The sequence below is a fragment of the Hydrogenophaga sp. genome (assembly GCF_030656115.1).
In the GTDB taxonomy this organism is placed as follows: domain Bacteria; phylum Pseudomonadota; class Gammaproteobacteria; order Burkholderiales; family Burkholderiaceae_C; genus Hydrogenophaga.
The window spans coordinates 149,771-168,273 of record NZ_JAUSOO010000133.1 but is presented as its reverse complement, the minus strand read 5'-3'; the positions used below and the strand labels follow the sequence as shown (position 1 = coordinate 168,273).

Annotated in this window: 15 protein-coding genes; 4 read left to right on the top strand and 11 right to left on the bottom strand. The window is 60.5% G+C overall.

What is annotated here, in order from left to right; genetic code table 11:
* Positions 1–338: 338 nt before the first annotated feature.
* From clpB to Q7J58_RS17920, 8 genes are all read right to left on the bottom strand, one after another.
* Positions 339–2,957 carry an ATP-dependent chaperone ClpB gene (clpB, locus tag Q7J58_RS17955; RefSeq protein ID WP_304830925.1) on the bottom strand — a complete coding sequence of 873 codons (2,619 nt, stop codon included), beginning with the start codon at positions 2,955–2,957 and terminating at the stop codon, positions 339–341.
* 262 nt (positions 2,958–3,219) lie between these two features.
* Positions 3,220–3,693, bottom strand: coding sequence for a molybdenum cofactor biosynthesis protein MoaE (locus Q7J58_RS17950; protein WP_304830923.1), 474 nt, complete (start codon positions 3,691–3,693; stop codon positions 3,220–3,222).
* Positions 3,694–3,695: 2 nt separating this feature from the next.
* On the bottom strand, positions 3,696–3,947 hold the full coding sequence (gene moaD, locus Q7J58_RS17945) for a molybdopterin converting factor subunit 1 (RefSeq protein ID WP_304830921.1): 252 nt from the start codon (positions 3,945–3,947) through the stop codon (positions 3,696–3,698).
* On the bottom strand, positions 3,944–5,212 hold the full coding sequence (gene glp, locus Q7J58_RS17940; protein ID WP_304830919.1) for a gephyrin-like molybdotransferase Glp: 1,269 nt from the start codon (positions 5,210–5,212) through the stop codon (positions 3,944–3,946). The genes moaD and glp overlap by 4 nt, the downstream gene beginning before the upstream one ends.
* On the bottom strand, positions 5,209–5,745 hold the full coding sequence (gene mobB, locus Q7J58_RS17935; RefSeq protein WP_304830917.1) for a molybdopterin-guanine dinucleotide biosynthesis protein B: 537 nt from the start codon (positions 5,743–5,745) through the stop codon (positions 5,209–5,211). Before mobB ends, glp begins: the two co-directional genes overlap by 4 nt.
* Positions 5,742–7,184, bottom strand: coding sequence for a threonine synthase (gene thrC / locus Q7J58_RS17930; RefSeq protein ID WP_304830915.1), 1,443 nt, complete (start codon positions 7,182–7,184; stop codon positions 5,742–5,744). Before thrC ends, mobB begins: the two co-directional genes overlap by 4 nt.
* Before the next feature lie 129 nt (positions 7,185–7,313).
* A complete protein-coding gene (locus Q7J58_RS17925) occupies positions 7,314–8,636 on the bottom strand; it encodes a homoserine dehydrogenase (RefSeq protein WP_304830913.1) in 1,323 nt (440 codons plus the stop codon).
* A gap of 32 nt (positions 8,637–8,668) precedes the next feature.
* Positions 8,669–9,895 carry a pyridoxal phosphate-dependent aminotransferase gene (locus tag Q7J58_RS17920; RefSeq protein WP_304830911.1) on the bottom strand — a complete coding sequence of 409 codons (1,227 nt, stop codon included), beginning with the start codon at positions 9,893–9,895 and terminating at the stop codon, positions 8,669–8,671.
* A gap of 186 nt (positions 9,896–10,081) precedes the next feature.
* On the opposite strand from Q7J58_RS17920, the gene Q7J58_RS17915 reads away from it, so the two are divergent.
* From Q7J58_RS17915 to Q7J58_RS17905, 3 genes are all read left to right on the top strand, one after another.
* Entirely contained in the window at positions 10,082–10,462 is a 381-nt protein-coding gene (locus Q7J58_RS17915; protein WP_304830910.1) for an Mth938-like domain-containing protein, read from the top strand.
* 278 nt (positions 10,463–10,740) lie between these two features.
* On the top strand, positions 10,741–11,217 hold the full coding sequence (locus Q7J58_RS17910) for a peroxiredoxin (protein ID WP_304830908.1): 477 nt from the start codon (positions 10,741–10,743) through the stop codon (positions 11,215–11,217).
* 193 nt (positions 11,218–11,410) lie between these two features.
* The gene (locus tag Q7J58_RS17905) at positions 11,411–13,225 is read left to right on the top strand and encodes a PhoH family protein (RefSeq protein ID WP_304830906.1); all 1,815 of its coding nucleotides are present in this window, start codon (positions 11,411–11,413) and stop codon (positions 13,223–13,225) included.
* A 393-nt stretch (positions 13,226–13,618) separates the two neighbouring features.
* Here Q7J58_RS17905 and ybgF read toward each other — a convergent pair whose 3' ends face one another.
* The 3 genes from ybgF to tolB all read right to left on the bottom strand — a co-directional run bounded on the left by ybgF (position 13,619) and on the right by tolB (position 16,363).
* Positions 13,619–14,401, bottom strand: coding sequence for a tol-pal system protein YbgF (gene ybgF, locus Q7J58_RS17900; RefSeq protein WP_304830904.1), 783 nt, complete (start codon positions 14,399–14,401; stop codon positions 13,619–13,621).
* Between the two features lie 5 nt (positions 14,402–14,406).
* Positions 14,407–15,027 (bottom strand): peptidoglycan-associated lipoprotein Pal, encoded by a 621-nt coding sequence (gene pal / locus Q7J58_RS17895; protein ID WP_304830902.1) that lies wholly within the window; start codon positions 15,025–15,027, stop codon positions 14,407–14,409.
* 82 nt (positions 15,028–15,109) lie between these two features.
* On the bottom strand, positions 15,110–16,363 hold the full coding sequence (gene tolB / locus Q7J58_RS17890) for a Tol-Pal system beta propeller repeat protein TolB (protein ID WP_304830900.1): 1,254 nt from the start codon (positions 16,361–16,363) through the stop codon (positions 15,110–15,112).
* A 303-nt stretch (positions 16,364–16,666) separates the two neighbouring features.
* On the opposite strand from tolB, the gene msbA reads away from it, so the two are divergent.
* Complete coding sequence (msbA, locus tag Q7J58_RS17885; protein ID WP_304830936.1) at positions 16,667–18,478, top strand: lipid A export permease/ATP-binding protein MsbA; 1,812 nt, start codon at positions 16,667–16,669, stop codon at positions 18,476–18,478.
* Positions 18,479–18,503: the final 25 nt, after the last annotated feature.

Here is an 18,503-nt window from a genome sequence, read left to right as displayed (position 1 = left end):
TATTATGACACAGTTTTTAGTGCCTGGAAAAAGTATTTCAGGGTTTTTACCCAGAAGACTTGAACCACTCCTGTTGATCTTGGCTGCTGGCCTTGCGGCGTTGCAGTGATCAGCGAAGCCTTGCAGTATACATCGAATTTTTACCTTCGGTCAACATGAGAGCAAAGTTTTTTGAAAATCTTGCATCTTCAGCCGCAGATACCTTGAACTGGGTTGGGAGGCTGTCCTTCCACCCTTTTCCGTACCCGCCTCCCCTGAGACCCACCTGCCGACCTGTCGTCTTGTACATGGCAAGACATGCAAATTGTCGTGCAGAGACACTCAGGGGAGTGGGGTCGTCACTCCATGGCGACCGCCTCACCAAACTCAAATACGCCCGGGTTGCGCACGGGGTCCACCCCGACCGGGATCACCGACTTGGGTGGGTACTTACCTTCTAGCAGCAGCTTGGACAGGGGGTTCTCTATGCGTTGTTGGATAGCGCGCTTGAGCGGCCGAGCACCAAATACGGGATCGAACCCTACTTTGGCAAGCTCATCCAATGCCGCTGGCGCCACGTCGAGCCGCAAGTCCATCTTCTGCAGGCGGGCCTGCAATGCCTTGAGCTGAATGCCGGCAATAGACGCAATGTGTTGAGCATCCAGCGCATGGAACACCACGGTCTCGTCGATGCGGTTCAAAAACTCCGGACGGAAATGGTCCTTGAGTTCGCCCCAGACCGCTTCTTTTACATCGTCATATGGCTGACCGACCATGGCCTGGATCAGGTGCGAGCCGATGTTGCTCGTCATCACAATCACGGTGTTTTTGAAGTCCACCGTGCGGCCTTGTCCGTCGGTCAGGCGTCCGTCGTCGAGAACCTGCAACAGCACGTTGAACACGTCGGGATGGGCCTTCTCCACCTCGTCGAGCAGCAGCACGCTGTAGGGCTTGCGCCGAACCGCCTCGGTCAAGTAGCCGCCCTCCTCGTAGCCCACATAGCCGGGTGGCGCACCAATCAGGCGGGCGACCGAATGCTTCTCCATGAATTCGCTCATATCGATGCGGATCAGATGGTCTTCGCTGTCGAACAGGAAGCCGGCGAGCGCCTTACACAGCTCGGTCTTGCCCACGCCGGTGGGGCCCAGGAACAGGAAGGAGCCTGTGGGTCGGTTCGGATCGGATAGACCGGAGCGCGAGCGACGGATCGCGTTGGCGACCGCGCCGATTGCTTCGTCTTGCCCGACCACACGCTGGTGAAGCTTGTCTTCCATGACCAAGAGCTTGTCGCGCTCGCCCTGCATGAGTTTGGCCACGGGTATGCCGGTCGCACGGGCCACAACTTCGGCAATCTCTTCAGCGCCTACCTGGGTGCGCAGCAGCTGCGGGCGGCCTGTACCGTCCTTGTTGGCGGCTTTGCCCGATTCCACAGCTTGCGCGTCTTTGAGGCGCTTTTCCAGTTCGGGCAGTTTGCCGTACTGCAGCTCGGCAACTTTGTTGAAGTCGCCCTTGTCGGTGAATGTCTTGATCTGGGAGCGGATGCGGTCCATCTCCTCCATCACATCCTTGGACCCCAGCGCCTGTGCTTTTTCGGACTTCCAGATTTCGTCGTAGTCGGAGATTTCTTTCTCCAACCGGGCAATTTCTTCCGCGATCAGTCCAAAGCGCTTCTGTGAGGCTTCATCCTTTTCGCGGCGCACGGCCTCACGCTCAATTTGCAGCTGGATCAAGCGGCGGTCGAGCTTGTCCATCACCTCGGGTTTGGAATCGAGTTCGATCTTGATCTTGCTGGCCGCCTCGTCAATCAAATCGATGGCCTTGTCGGGCAAAAAGCGATCGGTGATGTAGCGGTGGCTGAGCTCGGCCGCAGCCACGATGGCCGGGTCGGTGATCTGCACGCCATGGTGCACCTCATACTTCTCTTGCAAACCACGCAGTATGGCAATGGTGGCTTCCACACTGGGCTCGCCCACGATGATCTTCTGAAAACGACGCTCAAGCGCGGCGTCTTTTTCGATGTATTTGCGGTACTCGTCAAGCGTGGTGGCCCCCACGCAGTGCAGTTCACCTCGAGCCAGCGCAGGCTTGAGCATGTTGCCCGCATCCATGGCACCCTCGCCTTTTCCGGCGCCCACCATCGTGTGCAACTCGTCGATGAACACAATGGTCTGGCCTTCGTCTTTGGCCAACTCGTTGAGCACGGTTTTCAAGCGCTCTTCAAACTCGCCACGGAACTTGGCCCCGGCCAGCAGCGCCGCCATGTCCAGGCTGAGCACGCGTTTGCCCTTGAGCGAATCGGGCACCTCGCCTGCCACGATGCGCTGGGCCAAGCCTTCCACAATGGCCGTCTTGCCCACGCCGGGCTCGCCGATCAGCACCGGGTTGTTCTTGGTGCGGCGCTGCAGCACCTGGATGGCACGGCGAATTTCGTCATCACGGCCAATCACCGGATCGAGCTTGCCCATGCGTGCACGCTCGGTGAGGTCCATGGTGTATTTTTTCAAGGCCTCGCGCTGGCCCTCGGCCTCGGGGCTGTCCATGGACTGGCCACCGCGTACGGCGGTGATGGCCGATTCGAGGCTCTTGCGATTCAGACCGTTCTCGTTCGCGATGCGACCCAGCTCCCCTTTGCTGTCGGCCACAGCAAGCAAAAAGAGCTCGCTGGCAATGAACTGGTCGCCGCGTTTGATGGCTTCTTTTTCAGTGGCTTGCAACAGCTTGGACAGCTCTTGCCCAACCTGCACCTGATCTTGCCCCTGCACCTCCGGCAAGCGCTTCATGGCCGCCTCGGCGGCCTTGGTCAACCCAGGCACGTTGACACCCGCCCGCTGCAGCAACGACTGCGGGCCGTCGGCCTGGCGCAGCATGGCCAGCAACAGGTGTGCCGGTTCAATGTAGGCGTGGTCTGCGCCGAGCGCCAGTGTCTGGGCTTCGCTCAGGGCTTCTTGAAACTTGGTGGTGAGTTTGTCGAGTCGCATGAATCAGCACTCCGAATGTTTGAATTGACAGATACGTGGTGCTTGACGACCACTTTTCAAGACAAGCGTGGAGCCTGATCCCAACGCCCCACTCGGCCGTTGATGCAGATCAATCAAGTTCGAGCGCGAGGCCCATTTTGAACAGGACAGGTGAAACAGAGTGCATCAGCGCGCACGACACCGGCGATGGCTGACAAGTCAGAGTACGTTGCAAGCGACCCATCTAACAGGTCGCCCGAAACAAGCGCTGCGCGCCTTGTGCTCAGGCGTTGCGGGCATCAATGCCCCACTTGGCGAGCGCCGCGTCGTCGCTCACGCGAGCATCTACCCAGCGCGCACCCTCGGGCGTCTGTTCCTTCTTCCAGAACGGCGCCTGGGTCTTCAGGTAGTCCATCAAGAACTCACAAGCCTGAAAGCTCTGGCCCCGGTGCGCCGAGCTCACCGCCACCAGGACGATTTGATCCAGCGGTTGCAGCAGGCCCACGCGGTGGATCACGCGGGCGGCATAAATATCGAAGCGCTTGAAGGCTTCGTCAATCATGGCTTCAATGGACTTTTCGGTCATACCGGGATAGTGCTCCAGCTCCATCGTGTTGATATTCTGCCCGTCGTTGCGGTCACGCACGGTGCCCATGAAACTGCACACAGCACCCACGCGCTTGTCCTGCTCGCGCAAACGGTGCACCTCGGTGCTGAGGTCGAAGTCTTCAGTTTGGATGCTGACGCGCCCTGCCATGTTCACCCCCCAGTGACGGGTGGGAAAAATCCCACCTCGGCGCCGTCGCTGAGCGCAGCGGACTCGTCGCTCATGGTCTGGTTCAAAGCCACCCGCACCGCACGACCTCTCCCCAGCGCTTCGGCGTAAGCGCCGCCGCGCGCGATCAACTCTTCACGCAGCGCAGCCAGGGTGGCTGCCGTGGTGGTCGCCGACTCGGTGCTGGTGCCAATGGCTTCTCGAATGGAAGCGAAATACCGAAGTTGAACGATCATGCGAGCAGCTCTGCAAAAGAAAGATACGGCACCGAATCACCATGAGCGATGGAGGCGCCAGCCGGATTGTCCACCAGCCCGTCACCCCACACGGCCGACGTCAAAACGCCAGAACTCTGGTTGGGGAAAAGGTCCAGACCACCTTCTGCGTTGCGGCGCACGCGCAGAAATTCGCGGCGCTTGTCTGCTCTGGCCAAGGTGAAATGGGCCGGCAGCATCACGGGCTGCAAACGGGGAATGGGCGCGCCTTGCAGCTTGAGCAAAAACGGCCGAACGAGCAACACAAACGTCACGAAGCTCGACACCGGGTTGCCAGGCAAGCCGATGAAATGACAGGGCTGGGCAGCGCTGGCGCCGCGGTGCACGCTGCCGTAAGCAAACGGCTTGCCGGGTTTCATGCCAATCTGCCACAGATCCAGGCTACCGAGCTGCTGCACGGCCGGCTTGATGTGGTCTTCTTCACCCACTGAAACGCCACCGCTGGTCAAGATCAGGTCGTGGTGGTCTGCCGCCGTTTTAAGTGCAGCCAGCGTGGCTTCGCGGCGGTCGGGCACGATGCCGAGATCGCTCACATCACAGCCCAGGCGCTGCAGCAACGGGCGCAAGAAAAAACGGTTGGAGTTGTAGATGGCACCGGGCTTCATGTCCTGCGGCGGCACCTCGCCCGGCATCACCAATTCGTCGCCGGTTGAAAACAGGGCCACGCGGGGCCGAGCCACCACCGGCACATGGGCCAAGCCCAGGCTGGCAGCCAAACCCAGACCAGCCGGCGACAGCCGCTCACCGCGCGGCAGCACCACAGCGCCCCGCGCCACGTCTTCACCGGCCCGACGAACCCACTGCCCGGGCTTGGGCACGGCGTGTATGTGCACGCCATGGATATTGCCCCCCACATCCTGCGTGTCTTCCTGCATCACCACCGCATCAGCACCTTCGGGCATGGGCGCGCCGGTGAAGATGCGGGCGCAAGTGCCTGGGCGCAGCGGTTCGGCGGCATGGCCTGCGGCGATGCGCTGCGACACGGACAACACCACCCCGGGAGCGGTCACGTCAGCGCTGCGCACGGCGTAACCGTCCATGGATGAGTTGTCGTTGGGCGGGACCTGCAGCGCAGAAACCAGGTCTTGCGCCAGCACGCGGCGATCGGCATCAAAGGTGGCCACGGATTCCGTCGCGCTGAGTGGCACCACGCGACCCAGCAAGCTGGCCAGCGCATCGTCCAGCGACATCAAAGGGGATCGGGCTGCTGGCTTATGAACGGTCATGGCGCGTAGGTCTCTGGGCTGTAATCGAATCGATTGCCATTTTCGACCAACCAGGCCGCGACGTCATCGGGCTGGTTCAAATCCAGTACCGGGCGCCCGGTGGGCACAGGCAAGTCGGCCGGGCTGTCGGTGGCAATGGCGGCGATGAAGGGATCGTCGAGGTAAAGAGCCGGCTTGCCACTGGCCGTGCGCCAGATCTCGATCTTGTGCAGATCGCTGTCTTTAAAACCCTCCACCAGCACCCAATCCACACCATCGTACAGCTCTGCAATCAGCTGGTGCACCTTGAGTTCGGCGGGTCGCTCGAACTCGCGCATCAGCACCAGTCGATTGGGCGATGCAGCCACCACCTCAAAAGCACCGGCCTCGCGGTGGCGCCAGGTGTCTTTGCCCGGGTGGTCGATGTCGAACCGGTGGTGGGCGTGCTTGACCACCGAGACGCGCAAGCCACGCCATTTGAGCGCCGGAATCAGCTGCTCAACCAGCGTGGTTTTGCCCGACCCCGAGTAACCCGCAAAGCCGACGACCTTCATGCGACGGGGCAATGCTCAACAATGTAGGCCTGCACGGCCGCAGTGTCGGCGGGCATGACCCGGACACGCTTGGGCAGGTCTTCAATGCTGTTGAAACGGGCGGGTCTATCGGGCTGGCAGCCCAGCGCTTCAACGATGGTTTCAGCAAATTTGATCGGCAACGCCGTCTCCAGCACGATCATGGGCACGCCCGGCTGCAGGTACTCGCGCGCCACCTTCACCCCGTCGGCCGTGTGGGTGTCGATCATCACGCTGTAGCGTTCAAACGTGTCCCTGATCGTGGCCAGCCGGTCGATGTGCGTGCTCTTGCCGCTCACAAAACCGTAATGGCTGGCGGCCTCGGCAAACACCGGGTCTGAACCCAGCTCAAACCGCCCGGCCGTTTTCAGCGCGTCGCCAAACAGCGCTTTCACGCGGGAACCATCGCGCCCCAGCAAATCGAACACGAAGCGCTCGAAATTGCTGGCCTTGGAAATGTCCATCGACGGGCTGGAGGTCTCGTGCGTGTCGGCGCTCGCACGCACCCGGTACACCCCGGTGCGAAAGAACTCATCCAACACATCGTTTTCGTTGGTGGCCACCACCAGCGTCTGGATCGGCAACCCCATCTGGCGCGCCACATGGCCAGCGCACACGTTGCCAAAGTTGCCGCTTGGCACCGTGAAACTCACCTTTTGCGCGTCGCTCGTGGTCGCCTGGAAATAACCGGCAAAGTAATAGACGACCTGGGCCAGCAGGCGGGCCCAGTTGATGGAGTTCACCGTGCCAATCTTGAAGCCGCGCTTGAAGTTCAGGTCGTTGCTGACGTTCTTGACAATGTCCTGGCAGTCGTCGAACACACCTTCAATGGCGATGTTGTGGATGTTTTCGTCCATCAGGCTGAACATCTGCGCCTGCTGAAACGGGCTCATGCGGCCGTGCGGGCTGAGCATAAAAACGCGCACGCCTTTTTTTCCGCGCATGGCGTATTCGGCCGCGCTGCCGGTGTCACCACTGGTGGCGCCCAGAATATTGAGCTCTTCGCCACGGCGGGCCAGCTCGTACTCGAACAGGTTGCCCAGCAGCTGCATGGCCATGTCCTTGAAGGCCAGCGTGGGGCCGTTGGACAGGGCTTCCAGGTAAAAGCCATCGTCCAGTTGCTTCAGCGGAACGATGGCGGCCGTGCCGTAAACCGCTTCGGTGTAGGTCTTGTCGCACAGAGCCTTCAGGTCGGCGGCAGGTATGTCGTCGATGTAGAGCGACAGCACCTCAAACGCCAGCGCGGCGTAGCCACCGGCTGCACCGCAGTTGAACACACCGCGCCAGCGCGCCAGCGTCGTTGCGTCCACCTGCGGGTAGCGCTCGGGCAGATACAAGCCACCGTCGGGCGCCAAGCCCTCCAGCAGAATTTCACAGAAACGTTTGCGGTCGGGGTGACCGCGGGTGGAGAGGTACAGCATGGCAGTGTTCCAGATACATCAACAGAAACGCACCGACGGAGGGAGCGCTCCCAGAATGCCGCGGAACCGGCTTCGCCGGACCACAGGCATTGCCCCATGGGAGGTGGCGTCGCAGACGACGCGGGGGAGTTAATTCAGTTCCTCTTTGCGGATGCGCGTGATCGGTGCCAACACCGAAGGCAGCGCCTGCATTTGCGCCAGCACACCGTCCAACGTGCCTTCGCGGGTGTCGTGCGTGAGGATGATGACGTCGGTCTGGGTCGAACCCTCTCCACCAATTTCATCGGCCTCGCGTTGCAGCACCGCGTCGATGCTGATGCCGGCGTCTGCCAGCAAACCGGTCACCTTGGCCAACACACCAGCTTCGTCCGCCACGCGCAGCCGCAGGTAATAGCTCGTCACCACCTCGCTCATGGGCAACACCGCCAGGTCGCTCATGGCGTCGGGCTGGAAGGCCAGGTGCGGCACGCGGTGGTGCGGGTCGGCCGTGTGCAGTCGGGTGATGTCGACCAGGTCGGCGATGACGGCACTGGCCGTGGGTTCGCTGCCAGCGCCCTTGCCGTAATACAGCGTGGTGCCCACGGCATCGCCCTGCACCACCACGGCGTTCATGGCACCTTCCACGTTCGCAATCAGGCGCTTGGTGGGCACCAGGCTGGGGTGCACACGCAACTCAATGCCCTGGGCTGTGCGCTTGGTGATACCCAGCAGCTTGATGCGGTAGCCCAGTTGTTCCGCATATTTGATGTCGGCGGCTCCAAGCTTTGTGATGCCCTCCACATACGCCTTGTCAAACTGCACCGGGATGCCGAAAGCAATGGCGCTCATGAGCGTGACCTTGTGCGCTGCGTCCACACCTTCAATGTCGAACGTCGGATCGGCTTCGGCATAGCCCAGACGCTGCGCCTCTTTCAGCACAACGTCAAAGTCCAGGCCCTTGTCGCGCATCTCGGACAGGATGAAATTGGTGGTGCCGTTGATGATGCCGGCGATCCACTGGATGCTGTTGGCGGTCAGCCCTTCACGCAGCGCCTTGATGATGGGAATGCCACCGGCCACGGCCGCTTCAAACGCCACCATCACACCCTTGGCCGAAGCCGCGGCAAAGATCTCGGTGCCGTGCACAGCCAGCAGCGCCTTGTTGGCGGTGACCACGTGCTTGCCGGCAGCAATGGCTTCCATCACCAGCGCCTTGGCGATGCCGTAACCACCGATCAGCTCGATCACGATGTCGATCTCAGGATTGGCGATCACGGCGCGAGCATCGTTCACCACCTGCACGCCCGGCCCCACCAGGGACTGCGCGCGGGCCACATCCAAATCGGCCACCATGGTAATTTCAATGCTGCGGCCAGCGCGGCGCTTGATCTCTTCCTGATTGCGCTTGAGCACGTTGAACGTGCCGCTGCCCACGGTACCTATGCCCAGAAGGCCTACTTGAATCGGTTTCATATCGGTCGTTGCTTGAATGGAATTCAGTTAAATCAGCTGCCGTGGCGTTTGCGCCAGCCTTCAAAAAACTTGGCTACGCGGCCAATGGCCTCGCGCAAGTCATCCTCGTGTGGCAAGAACACAATACGGAAATGCTGGTTGTCCGGGTAATTGAAACCCGAACCTTGTACCAGCATCACACGCGTTTCCTGCAGGAGTTCCAGGAACAGCTGCTGATCGTCCTCCACCGGATACATCTGGGGGTCAAGTCGAGGAAACATGTACAGCGCTGCAGAGGGCTTGACACAGCTCACCCCTGGAATGGCAGTGATCAGTTCGTAAGCCAGGTCGCGCTGACGGCGCAAGCGACCGCCCTCACAGACCAAGTCGTTGATACTCTGGTAACCGCCCAGCGCGGTCTGGATGGCCCACTGCCCCGGCACGTTGGCACACAGGCGCATGTTCGAGAGCATGTTCAGGCCCTCAATGTAATCCTTGGCGGGCTTTTTGTTGCCCGACACCACCAGCCAACCTGCACGGTAACCGCACGAGCGGTAGCTCTTCGATAACGAGTTGAAGGTCAGCGTCAGCACGTCTTCGGACAGGCTGGACATGGCGGTGTGCTTGACACCGTCGTACAGCACCTTGTCGTAAACCTCGTCAGCAAAAATGACCAGTCCATGTTGACGGGCCAGTTCGACGATGGACTTGAGGAGCGCGTCAGAATACAACGCGCCGGTCGGGTTGTTGGGGTTGATCACCACGATGCCTTTGGTGGCGGGGGTGATCTTGCGGCGAATATCGTCCAGATCGGGCATCCAGCCGTTGGCTTCGTCGCACCGGTAATGCACCGGCGTGCCGCCTGAAAGGCTCACGGCGGCCGTCCAAAGCGGGTAGTCGGGCGACGGCAACAGCAACTCATCGCCGTTGTCCAGCAAAGCGTTGGTGGCCATCACAATCAACTCGCTTGCTCCGTTGCCCAGGTAAATGTCGTCCAAGGTCACCCCTTTGACGCCCTGCTTCTGCGTTTCGTGCATCACCGCCTTGCGCGCCGCAAAAATACCCTTGCTGTCCGAGTAACCCGCCGAGTTCGGCAGGTTACGAATCATGTCCTGCTGGATCTCCTCCGGCGCATCAAATCCAAACACCGCCAAATTGCCGATGTTGAGCTTGATGATCTTGTGACCCTCTTCCTCCATCTGACGCGCAGCGTCCATGATGGGGCCCCGGATGTCATAGCAGACGTTGGCGAGCTTGGCGGATTTCTGGATGGTTTTCAAAGTTCCTCCCAAGGGGAGTCAGGGGTCAAGCGGCACACCCACCCAGGGCAGGTTGGCCGAGCGTTACATTACGGGTCAGTAGCAGGGAAAACCTGTAATTTGACCACAGTTCTGCACCGCATCCGTACGCCCCAACGGCGCACCACCCTTGCCAAGCCACACCTCAGTTGCCCGAGCCATCACGTCATGAAACTGCACGCCGACAAACTGGACAGCCAGTCCATCACAGCCTACGGCGAAGGCTGGATCGCCGTCAATGGGCAGCGCCACACCCAAAGCATCGTGCTCACCTCATCGGGCCAATTGGTGCCCTGGGCTTGCAACCGTTTTGAAGACCTGACCGAAGCGCATTTTTCGACGTTGTCCAACATCATGCCGGAAACGCCCGAACTGGTGATTTTCGGCAGCGGCTCCAAACTGCGTTTTCTGCCGCCAGCACTGCTGCGCAGCCTGATGGGGCAGCGAATTGGCATCGAAACCATGGACACCGCAGCCGCTTGCCGCACCTACAACATTCTGGCGAGCGAAGGTAGGCGGGTCGTGGCGGCCCTGCTGATGGAAGACTGAAGCCATCAGATCCGAAAAACCAAGCATGCAGGCGAGCGCACTGTGTGGCTGAGAGGCTGAGAGGCTGTCCAGCCCACCCACATGGAGCCGTTTCGTGCCCGCTACGGGGCTCCATTCGGTCGCTGGACGCCTGGGACTGTCCCCAAAAGCGGTTCGGGGTTAAAATACCGGATTGTTTCCTGGCCTGCCTCCCGTGCGCCACAGCTGCCAACGGGAGCCCGTGTAGCTGAGCACAAGCCAACGAATCACCACCAACTTACGTCAGGGGTCCATGCAGTATGGCAGTCGTTGTCAATAAACCCATTCCCGAATTTGAATCTCAGGCCACCGGCGGCATCAAGGTCAGCAACCAAACGCACCTTGGGCAAACGGTGGTTTTGTATTTTTATCCCAAAGACAATACCCCGGGCTGCACCACGGAAGCCATGCAGTTCCGTGACAAGTACAAAGACTTTGTCAAAGCGGGCGCTCAGGTATTTGGCGTCTCGCGCGACAACATGAAGTCCCACGACGACTTCAAAACCAAGCTTGAACTCCCGTTCGAGTTGATCGCTGACACAGAAGAAAAAATGTGCCATATGTTCGGCGTGGTCAAAAATAAGATCATGTACGGCAAAAAAGTTAAGGGTATCGAGCGCAGCACTTTTCTGATCGGCCCTGACGGCGTACTCGCCCAAGAATGGCGCGGCCTCAAAGTTCCAGGCCATGTGGAGGAGGTTCTCAAGGCCGTGAAAACACTGAAAAAATTGGGTTGATCGAATTACAAGGCCTTGTGATTGTCCGATCCGCACCGGATCGAAACCGTCACAGCTGTCATGCATAATGAATTCATGACACGAGGAAGTCCATTCGCTCCCAGCTCCCCAAATCCTCAGCAGCCCTGAAAGCCGCCCGGCCACCCTGGCGGCTTTTTGTTTTCTGATGTTGCGCTGAACAAACACGCTCGCTATGCCACTGCCACCAGCCCCCTCCAAACGTGCCTCCTTGCTCTCACCCAATGCATACAACCGCAAAGCGGCCGATGAGCCTATGGACTTGGCATTGGTGCGTGAAACCCTCACGCCAGCGGCCGTCAGCGGAGCTCCGATCCGATCGGCTGAACCCGAATCTGCATCGGCACCCAGCAACGCACGCTCCAAATCGCGTAGCCGCAAAACGCATTCCCCAGAGATGCCCGCCCGCTTGATTGCAGAGGATGTATCTGCCAAGGCTGTATCTCGCTCTGAGCCCATGTCAGAACCCGTGCACACAGTCACATCCATCGACGAAGACAGCCAGGCAAGCAACCCGCCTCGCACCAGCGACCCCGGCAAGAGACCCTCACCCATTGCCAGCAACCGTCGTGCTGCCCGCAGCAAGTCCGGCACCCTGGGTGCCAATCGCCTGTTCGTACTCGACACCAATGTGCTGCTGCACGACCCCACGAGCCTGTTCCGATTTGAGGAACACGACATATTCCTGCCCATGATCGTGCTTGAAGAGCTCGATGGGCACAAGAAAGGCATGACTGAAGTGGCCCGTAACGGCCGCCAGACCAGCCGCACGCTGGACGCACTGGTGGCCCAGCGGGGTGGTGACATGACCAAGGGACTCAAGCTCTCGGCCACCGGACACCAGTCGGCCAAGGGCTTGCTTTTCTTCCAGACCGAACCCCTGGACGCGCAGTTACCCTCCAGCTTGCCCCAGGGCAAGGCGGACAACCAAATTCTGGGCGTGGTGCATGCCCTGCGCGGCAAGTACCCGAAGCGCGAGGTGATCCTGGTGTCCAAAGACATCAACATGCGTGTGAAGGCACGCGCACTGGGTCTGGCCGCGGAAGATTACGAAAACGACAAGACGCTGGATGACGGCGAGCTGTTGTACCCCGGCGCTCTGGCTTTGCCACAAGACTTTTGGACACGCCAGAGCAAAACCATTGAAAGCTGGGCCAGCGGTAGCCACACGTTTTACCGCGTCAGCGGTCCCACCGTGGGGCAGTTCTACATCAACCAGTTTGTTTACTTTGAAGCGCCTGGCGAGCCTTCACTGTACGCCAGGGTGACAGAAATCCGCGACAAGACTGCCGTGCTCAAGACACTCAAGGACTACACCCACCTGAAGAACGCCGTATGGGGCGTGACGAGCCGCAACCGCGAGCAGAACTTTGCCCTCAACCTACTGATGGACCCCGAGATCGACTTTGTCACACTGGCAGGCACGGCGGGCACAGGCAAGACGCTGATGGCCCTGGCCAGCGGTCTCACGCAGGTGTTGGACGACCGCCGTTACACCGAGATCATCATGACCCGCGCGACGGTGAGCGTGGGTGAAGACATCGGATTCCTGCCGGGCACCGAAGAAGAAAAAATGGGACCCTGGATGGGCGCCCTGGACGACAACCTGGAGTTTCTGGCCAAAGGTGACGGCGGCAACGCTGGCGAATGGGGCCGAGCTGCCACCAACGAGCTGGTGCGTAGCCGGGTCAAGATCAAGAGCATGAACTTCATGCGCGGGCGCACGTTCATGAACAAGTATGTGATCATTGACGAGGCACAAAACCTGACACCCAAGCAGATGAAAACCTTGATCACCCGCGCGGGGCCCGGCACCAAGATCATCTGCATGGGCAACCTGGCCCAGATCGATACGCCTTATCTCACAGAGGGCTCATCGGGTCTCACATTCGCCGTGGACCGTTTCAAAGGATGGCCACACGGTGGGCACATCACACTGGCGCGCGGTGAACGCTCACGCCTAGCGGACTTCGCCAGCGAGGTACTTTGAAGCTGAAGACCTATCCGGCTTCAAAGACAAAAAACCCGGCATACGCGAAGGCACTGACTTGTTCGTTCTGCTTGACGTTGCTGCGAGCGAACGCCTGCAGGATTTTCAACCCAGGATAGGATTCTGGCTTTCGCGGCTTGGTGTGCTCGCGTAAGCCGCCGCCCTCTGTCTTGCTTTGCGCACAGACAACGCGCTACCCATTCTGTTCATGTGAACGGCTGTTGGTTTCGGCATAAATCTGGTGTCGGCAACCCGTCGGATACGTTCATCCGCGACAGTCATCTGACTGCTTTGAACTTCCTTTGAATCAAATGAGGGTACCCGTGGTACTGGGCACATTCGGAGAATCAGGCCGTCGTTTCCCGGAAGTTGTTTATAGAGAACAATCTCGATTTAACGCAGCCGAGCAAGGCGCTCGCGACTGGCTGCAGCAGCTTCGGACTCGGGATAGGCTTTGACCAAATCTTCCAGGGTACGGCGCGCGGCTTTGGCATCCTTGAGCTCAATCTGACTGTTGGCCATGGCCAGCATGGCTTCAGGTGCACGCAAGTGGTTGGGAAACTGTGTGGCAAGCATCCGATGACTGTCAATCGATTCTTTGTAGGCACGGATTGCGTATTGCGCATTGCCCAGCCAGTACAAGGCCGAAGGAGCGTACCCACTGACGGGGTACCGACGCAAAAAAACGGTATAGGCCATGGCTGCCGCTTCAAACTCGGAGCGACGAAGCACCTCCATGGCGGCATCAAAATCGCGTTTTTCCGCTGGCGCAGAGGTGAAGCTCACGCCGTCGTGGGTGACGCGCAGAGGCTCAACTTGGCGCAAGCGCTCGTCCAAGCCGGTCTGCACATCTTTTTGCAGGCGTTGTAGCTCAGACACTTCGCGCGACAGCTGCTCGTTCTGACCGCGCAAGCGGGCCAACTCGGCACGCAACTGTTCCAACTGGTTCGCGAGATCCAGCAAGCTGCGCCGTGTCACAGCCTGACCCTCACGGGCTTCTAACGCAGCGGCATCGGCCGCCTGACGGTTAACGTCCACTTTTTGACGCAAATCGATGATGGCTTTGCGCGCCTCGTCATCACCAAACAAAGCGTGCGCCTGCAGCGGCCACAACACCGAAGCCCCCAACAGCAAGGACGAGAGCACGGGAGAAACAGCACGGATCATGGACAGCATGGCATTCAACGGTAGGTCAACTCAACCCGGCGATTTTTGGCAAAAGCAGCTTCATCAAAGCCAACCACGGCGGGTTTTTCTTCACCAAAACTCACCGCCTCCATCTGGGCTTCGTTCACACCCAGTAACGACAGCGCCCGCCGAACAGCTTCGCCCCGCTTCTGACCGAGTGCAAGGTTGTACTCGCGCCCACCACGTTCATCCGTGTGACCCTCGAGCGCCACCCGAAGGCGGCTGTTGGCCGCCAAGTATTTCGCGTGCGCTTCCAGCGTCGCGGCAAATTCGGGGCGCACAACAAAACTGTCGTAATCAAAATACACGGTGCGCACCATCGCGGTGGGCTGAGCCACATCGCCGCCAGCCACTTCGACACCAGAGACCCCACGCTGATCGACAGCAGCGCCCGTACCGGTTGTGCCTGGGGCCTGTGGCAATGTGCTCACCATGCTGCTGCGGTCTTCAACGGGCACATCATCCAGCTTCACGTTGGAACCACAGGCTGCCAGTGTGGCTGCCACGAAAGTCACGGCGAACACGCCCGTCCAGCGAGGAACGAACGGTCGGCGAACAGACGATGCGCCGGAGGCCCGGTCCAGATCAGCGGTGTTACGGTTTTCTTTGAACATGTGATGTCCTCTTGGAATGGTGACGAAGTAAGGATAGGGAAGGCAAATGCACAACAGTGTGGCTGTGGGTTATCGACATTGGTCAACGCAAGAATGGGCCCCATTCAGGCTCGCGGATATCGCCTTGTGAACCTGCCAGACGGGTTTTAATACGGCCATCCACACTGGTGGTCATCAGCGCCTCTTGGCCTTTGTCACGCGTGGCGTAAATGATCATGCGACTGTTGGGGGCAAAGCTGGGGCTTTCGTCTGCGGCGCTGTCGGTGAGTGCCGTGACGGTGCCGCTGGCAAGTTCCATCACGTGCAGACGAAAGGCCCCGTTGACGCGTGAAATGAAAGCCAGCCAACGCCCATCGGAGCTGAGCGCTGGCGAGATGTTGTAGTTGCCCACAAAGGACACACGCTCGGCGTTACCGCCTTGCGCACCCATGCGGTAGATCTGGGGCGAGCCGCCGCGGTCGCTGACGAAATAGATGCTCTTTCCGTCGGCGCTGAACACAGGTTCGGTGTCGATGCTGGCCGTCTGGGTGAGGCGGCGAGGCTGACCGCCGTTGACGTCCATGGCATACACCTGCGCGTTGCCCGAAAGCGACAAGGTAGCCACCAACTGGCGACCGTCAGGCGACCAGGCGGGTGCGCTGTTTGAACCTTTGAAATTGGCCAATAGTCGGCGCTTGCCTGAGGCCACGTCGTGCGCGTAGATCACGGGCTTGCGCGCTTCAAACGACACGTAGGCCAACTGCGAACCGTTCGGCGCCCAACTGGGGGAGATGATGGGCTCTGGGCTGGTCAGTGCGGCCCGGGCGTTTTCGCCGTCGGCGTCGGCCACCCACAGGGTGTAGCGCGGGCCGGCCTTGGTCACATAAGCGATGCGCGTGGAAAACACGCCTTTTTCGCCGGTGATCTTTTCGTACACATGGTCGGCAACGCGGTGTGCGGCCAGCCGCAGCTCTTGCACCGACACCGGGTAGCTAAGACCGCCCAAGTCTTGACCGCGCACCACATCCCAGAGCCTGAAGCGCACATCAAAACGGCCATCGGCCAAGCGCATCACGCTGCCGGTGAGCAGGGAATCGGCGCCTTTGTCGCGCCAAGGGGCGAGTTCAGGGCGGGAGGTTTCGTCCAGCCCGCCCGTGACCGGTGGCACAAACCGGAACTGGCCGCTGCGCTCCAGGTCGGCGCGCACGATGGCGGCGATGTCCTGACCGGCCCCATCATTGCCGCGAAAGCTCACCGCCGAAAACGGGAACTGAGTCAAACCTACGCCAGAGACTTCCACTCGAAACTGTGCGCGAGCATCGCGAAGCGGCCAGGAGAGCAGGGGCAAAGCAGCCATAGCGCCCAACACCGTGCGCCGTTGGGCCGAAAGTCTGAGGTCAAATCGGGTCAAATCCAGCATCCTTTGAGGTATTGATCAAGCACTCGCAGATCCCAATTGGGACCGGTTGCGCCACTGCAACCGATAATAACGGACACCTATACGAGACCCGTGACAAGATGTGCGCAACGCCAAGCGGTTGCCCAAGAGACACCCCATCCACAGCGAACTTCCGATTTCCGACTCCCCGATGGGCCGAAACGTTCCTCAAGTTCCGAAATTTTTGATCGCCATCCGTTGACTTCCACGCCCATCTCGCTCATGCCCATCCCGACCGATACCGTGCTGCAACGGTTGAAACGGTTATGGCCGTACTTCCGCGCTGCACGCACCGGTATCGTGATGGCGGCCGTGGCCACGCTGGTCGGAGCGCTCACCGAACCCCTGATCCCAGCCCTGCTCAAAACCTTGCTGGACCGCGGATTTGCCCAAGGCAAGATCGACCTCTGGATGGTGCCCGTGGCGCTGCTGGGTTTGTTTGGCGTGCGCGGGATGGCGGGTTTTGTGGCCCAGTACGCCCTGTCGTACACGGCCAGCCTGGGCATGCTGAACATGCGCCGGGCCATGTTCGTCAAGCTGAATGAAGCGCAAATGACGCTGTTTGCCCGGCAAAGCGCCAGCAAGCTTTCAAACACCCTGGTGTACGAGGTGCAGACCGGCTCCACCATGTTGGTGGCCGCCATGCTGACCCTGACCAAAGACAGCCTCACGCTGCTCGCCCTGCTCGGTTATTTGATGTACCTGAACTGGAAGCTCACCCTGATCGTGCTGCTGCTGTTTCCAGGCTTGATCCTGATCATGCGGGTGCTCTCGCGCCGGCTGTACAAACTCACCCGAGCCAGCCAGCAGGCCACCGACGAATTGGCCTACGTGGTGGAAGAAAACGCACTGGCCCACCGCATGGTGCGTCTGCACGGCGCCCAGGAACGCCAGGCCCAGCGCTTTGACCACCTGAGTCTGGCGCTGCGCCGGCTGGCTCTCAAGTCGACCGTGGCCATGGCCGCCATGACACCGCTAACGCAGTTGCTCGCCGCCACAGCACTCTCGGCCGTGATTGCGGTGGCGCTGTGGCAAAGCAGCCGCACCGGCATCACCGTGGGCAACTTTGTGGCGTTTGTCACCGCCATGCTGATGCTGATCACCCCCATACGGCACCTCGCAGAAATCGCGGGGCCCATCACTCGGGGTCTGACAGCGCTCGAACGTGGGCTGGACCTGATTGAGAACACCCCCGTGCAGACCGGTGGCACCCACACCGCTGCCCGTGCGCTCGGCGCCATTGAGCTGGACAACGTGTGGGTGCGCTACCCCGCCAAAGACGGCACGGCACTAGGTGCGGCCGATGAGGACAGCCGCACCGCCCTGCGCGGCATCCACCTGCGCATCGCGCCAGGCGAGGTGCTGGCTTTTGTCGGGCCGTCGGGCTCGGGCAAGACGACACTGGCCAACCTGCTGCCCCGGTTTGTTGAAGTGCACAGCGGTGTGGTGCGTCTGGACGGTGTTCCTCTGCCCGACTGGAGCCTGCCCAGCCTGCGCCAGCAGTTCGCCATGGTCAGCCAGGACGTGGTGATGCTCAACGACACGCTGGCCGCCAACGTGGCCCTGGGATCGACCGACGATGCCATTGACGAGGCGCGCGTCCTTGCGGCCCTGCAGTCGGCCAACCTGGGCGATCTGATTGCCCGTTTGCCACAGGGTATCCACAGCACCGTAGGGCACAACGCGGCCGAACTCTCGGGTGGCCAGCGCCAACGGCTGGCCATTGCCCGCGCCATCTACAAAGATGCTCCGATCCTGATCCTGGACGAAGCCACCTCGGCGCTCGACAACGAGTCAGAGCGGCTGGTGCAGGACGCACTGTCCCGTTTGATGAAAGGCCGGACCACGCTGGTCATTGCACACCGCCTGTCCACCATTGAGCACGCCGACCGGGTGGTCGTGCTGGCCGACGGTCAGATCAGCGAACAAGGCACCCACCAGCAACTGATGCGCGCCGACGGGCTCTACGCACGCCTGCACGCGCAGGGTTTCTCGCCCGAACCGAACACGACTGAAGCCAACCCAGGCACCTGACCGGAGCACGTGCCCCAACCCAGCA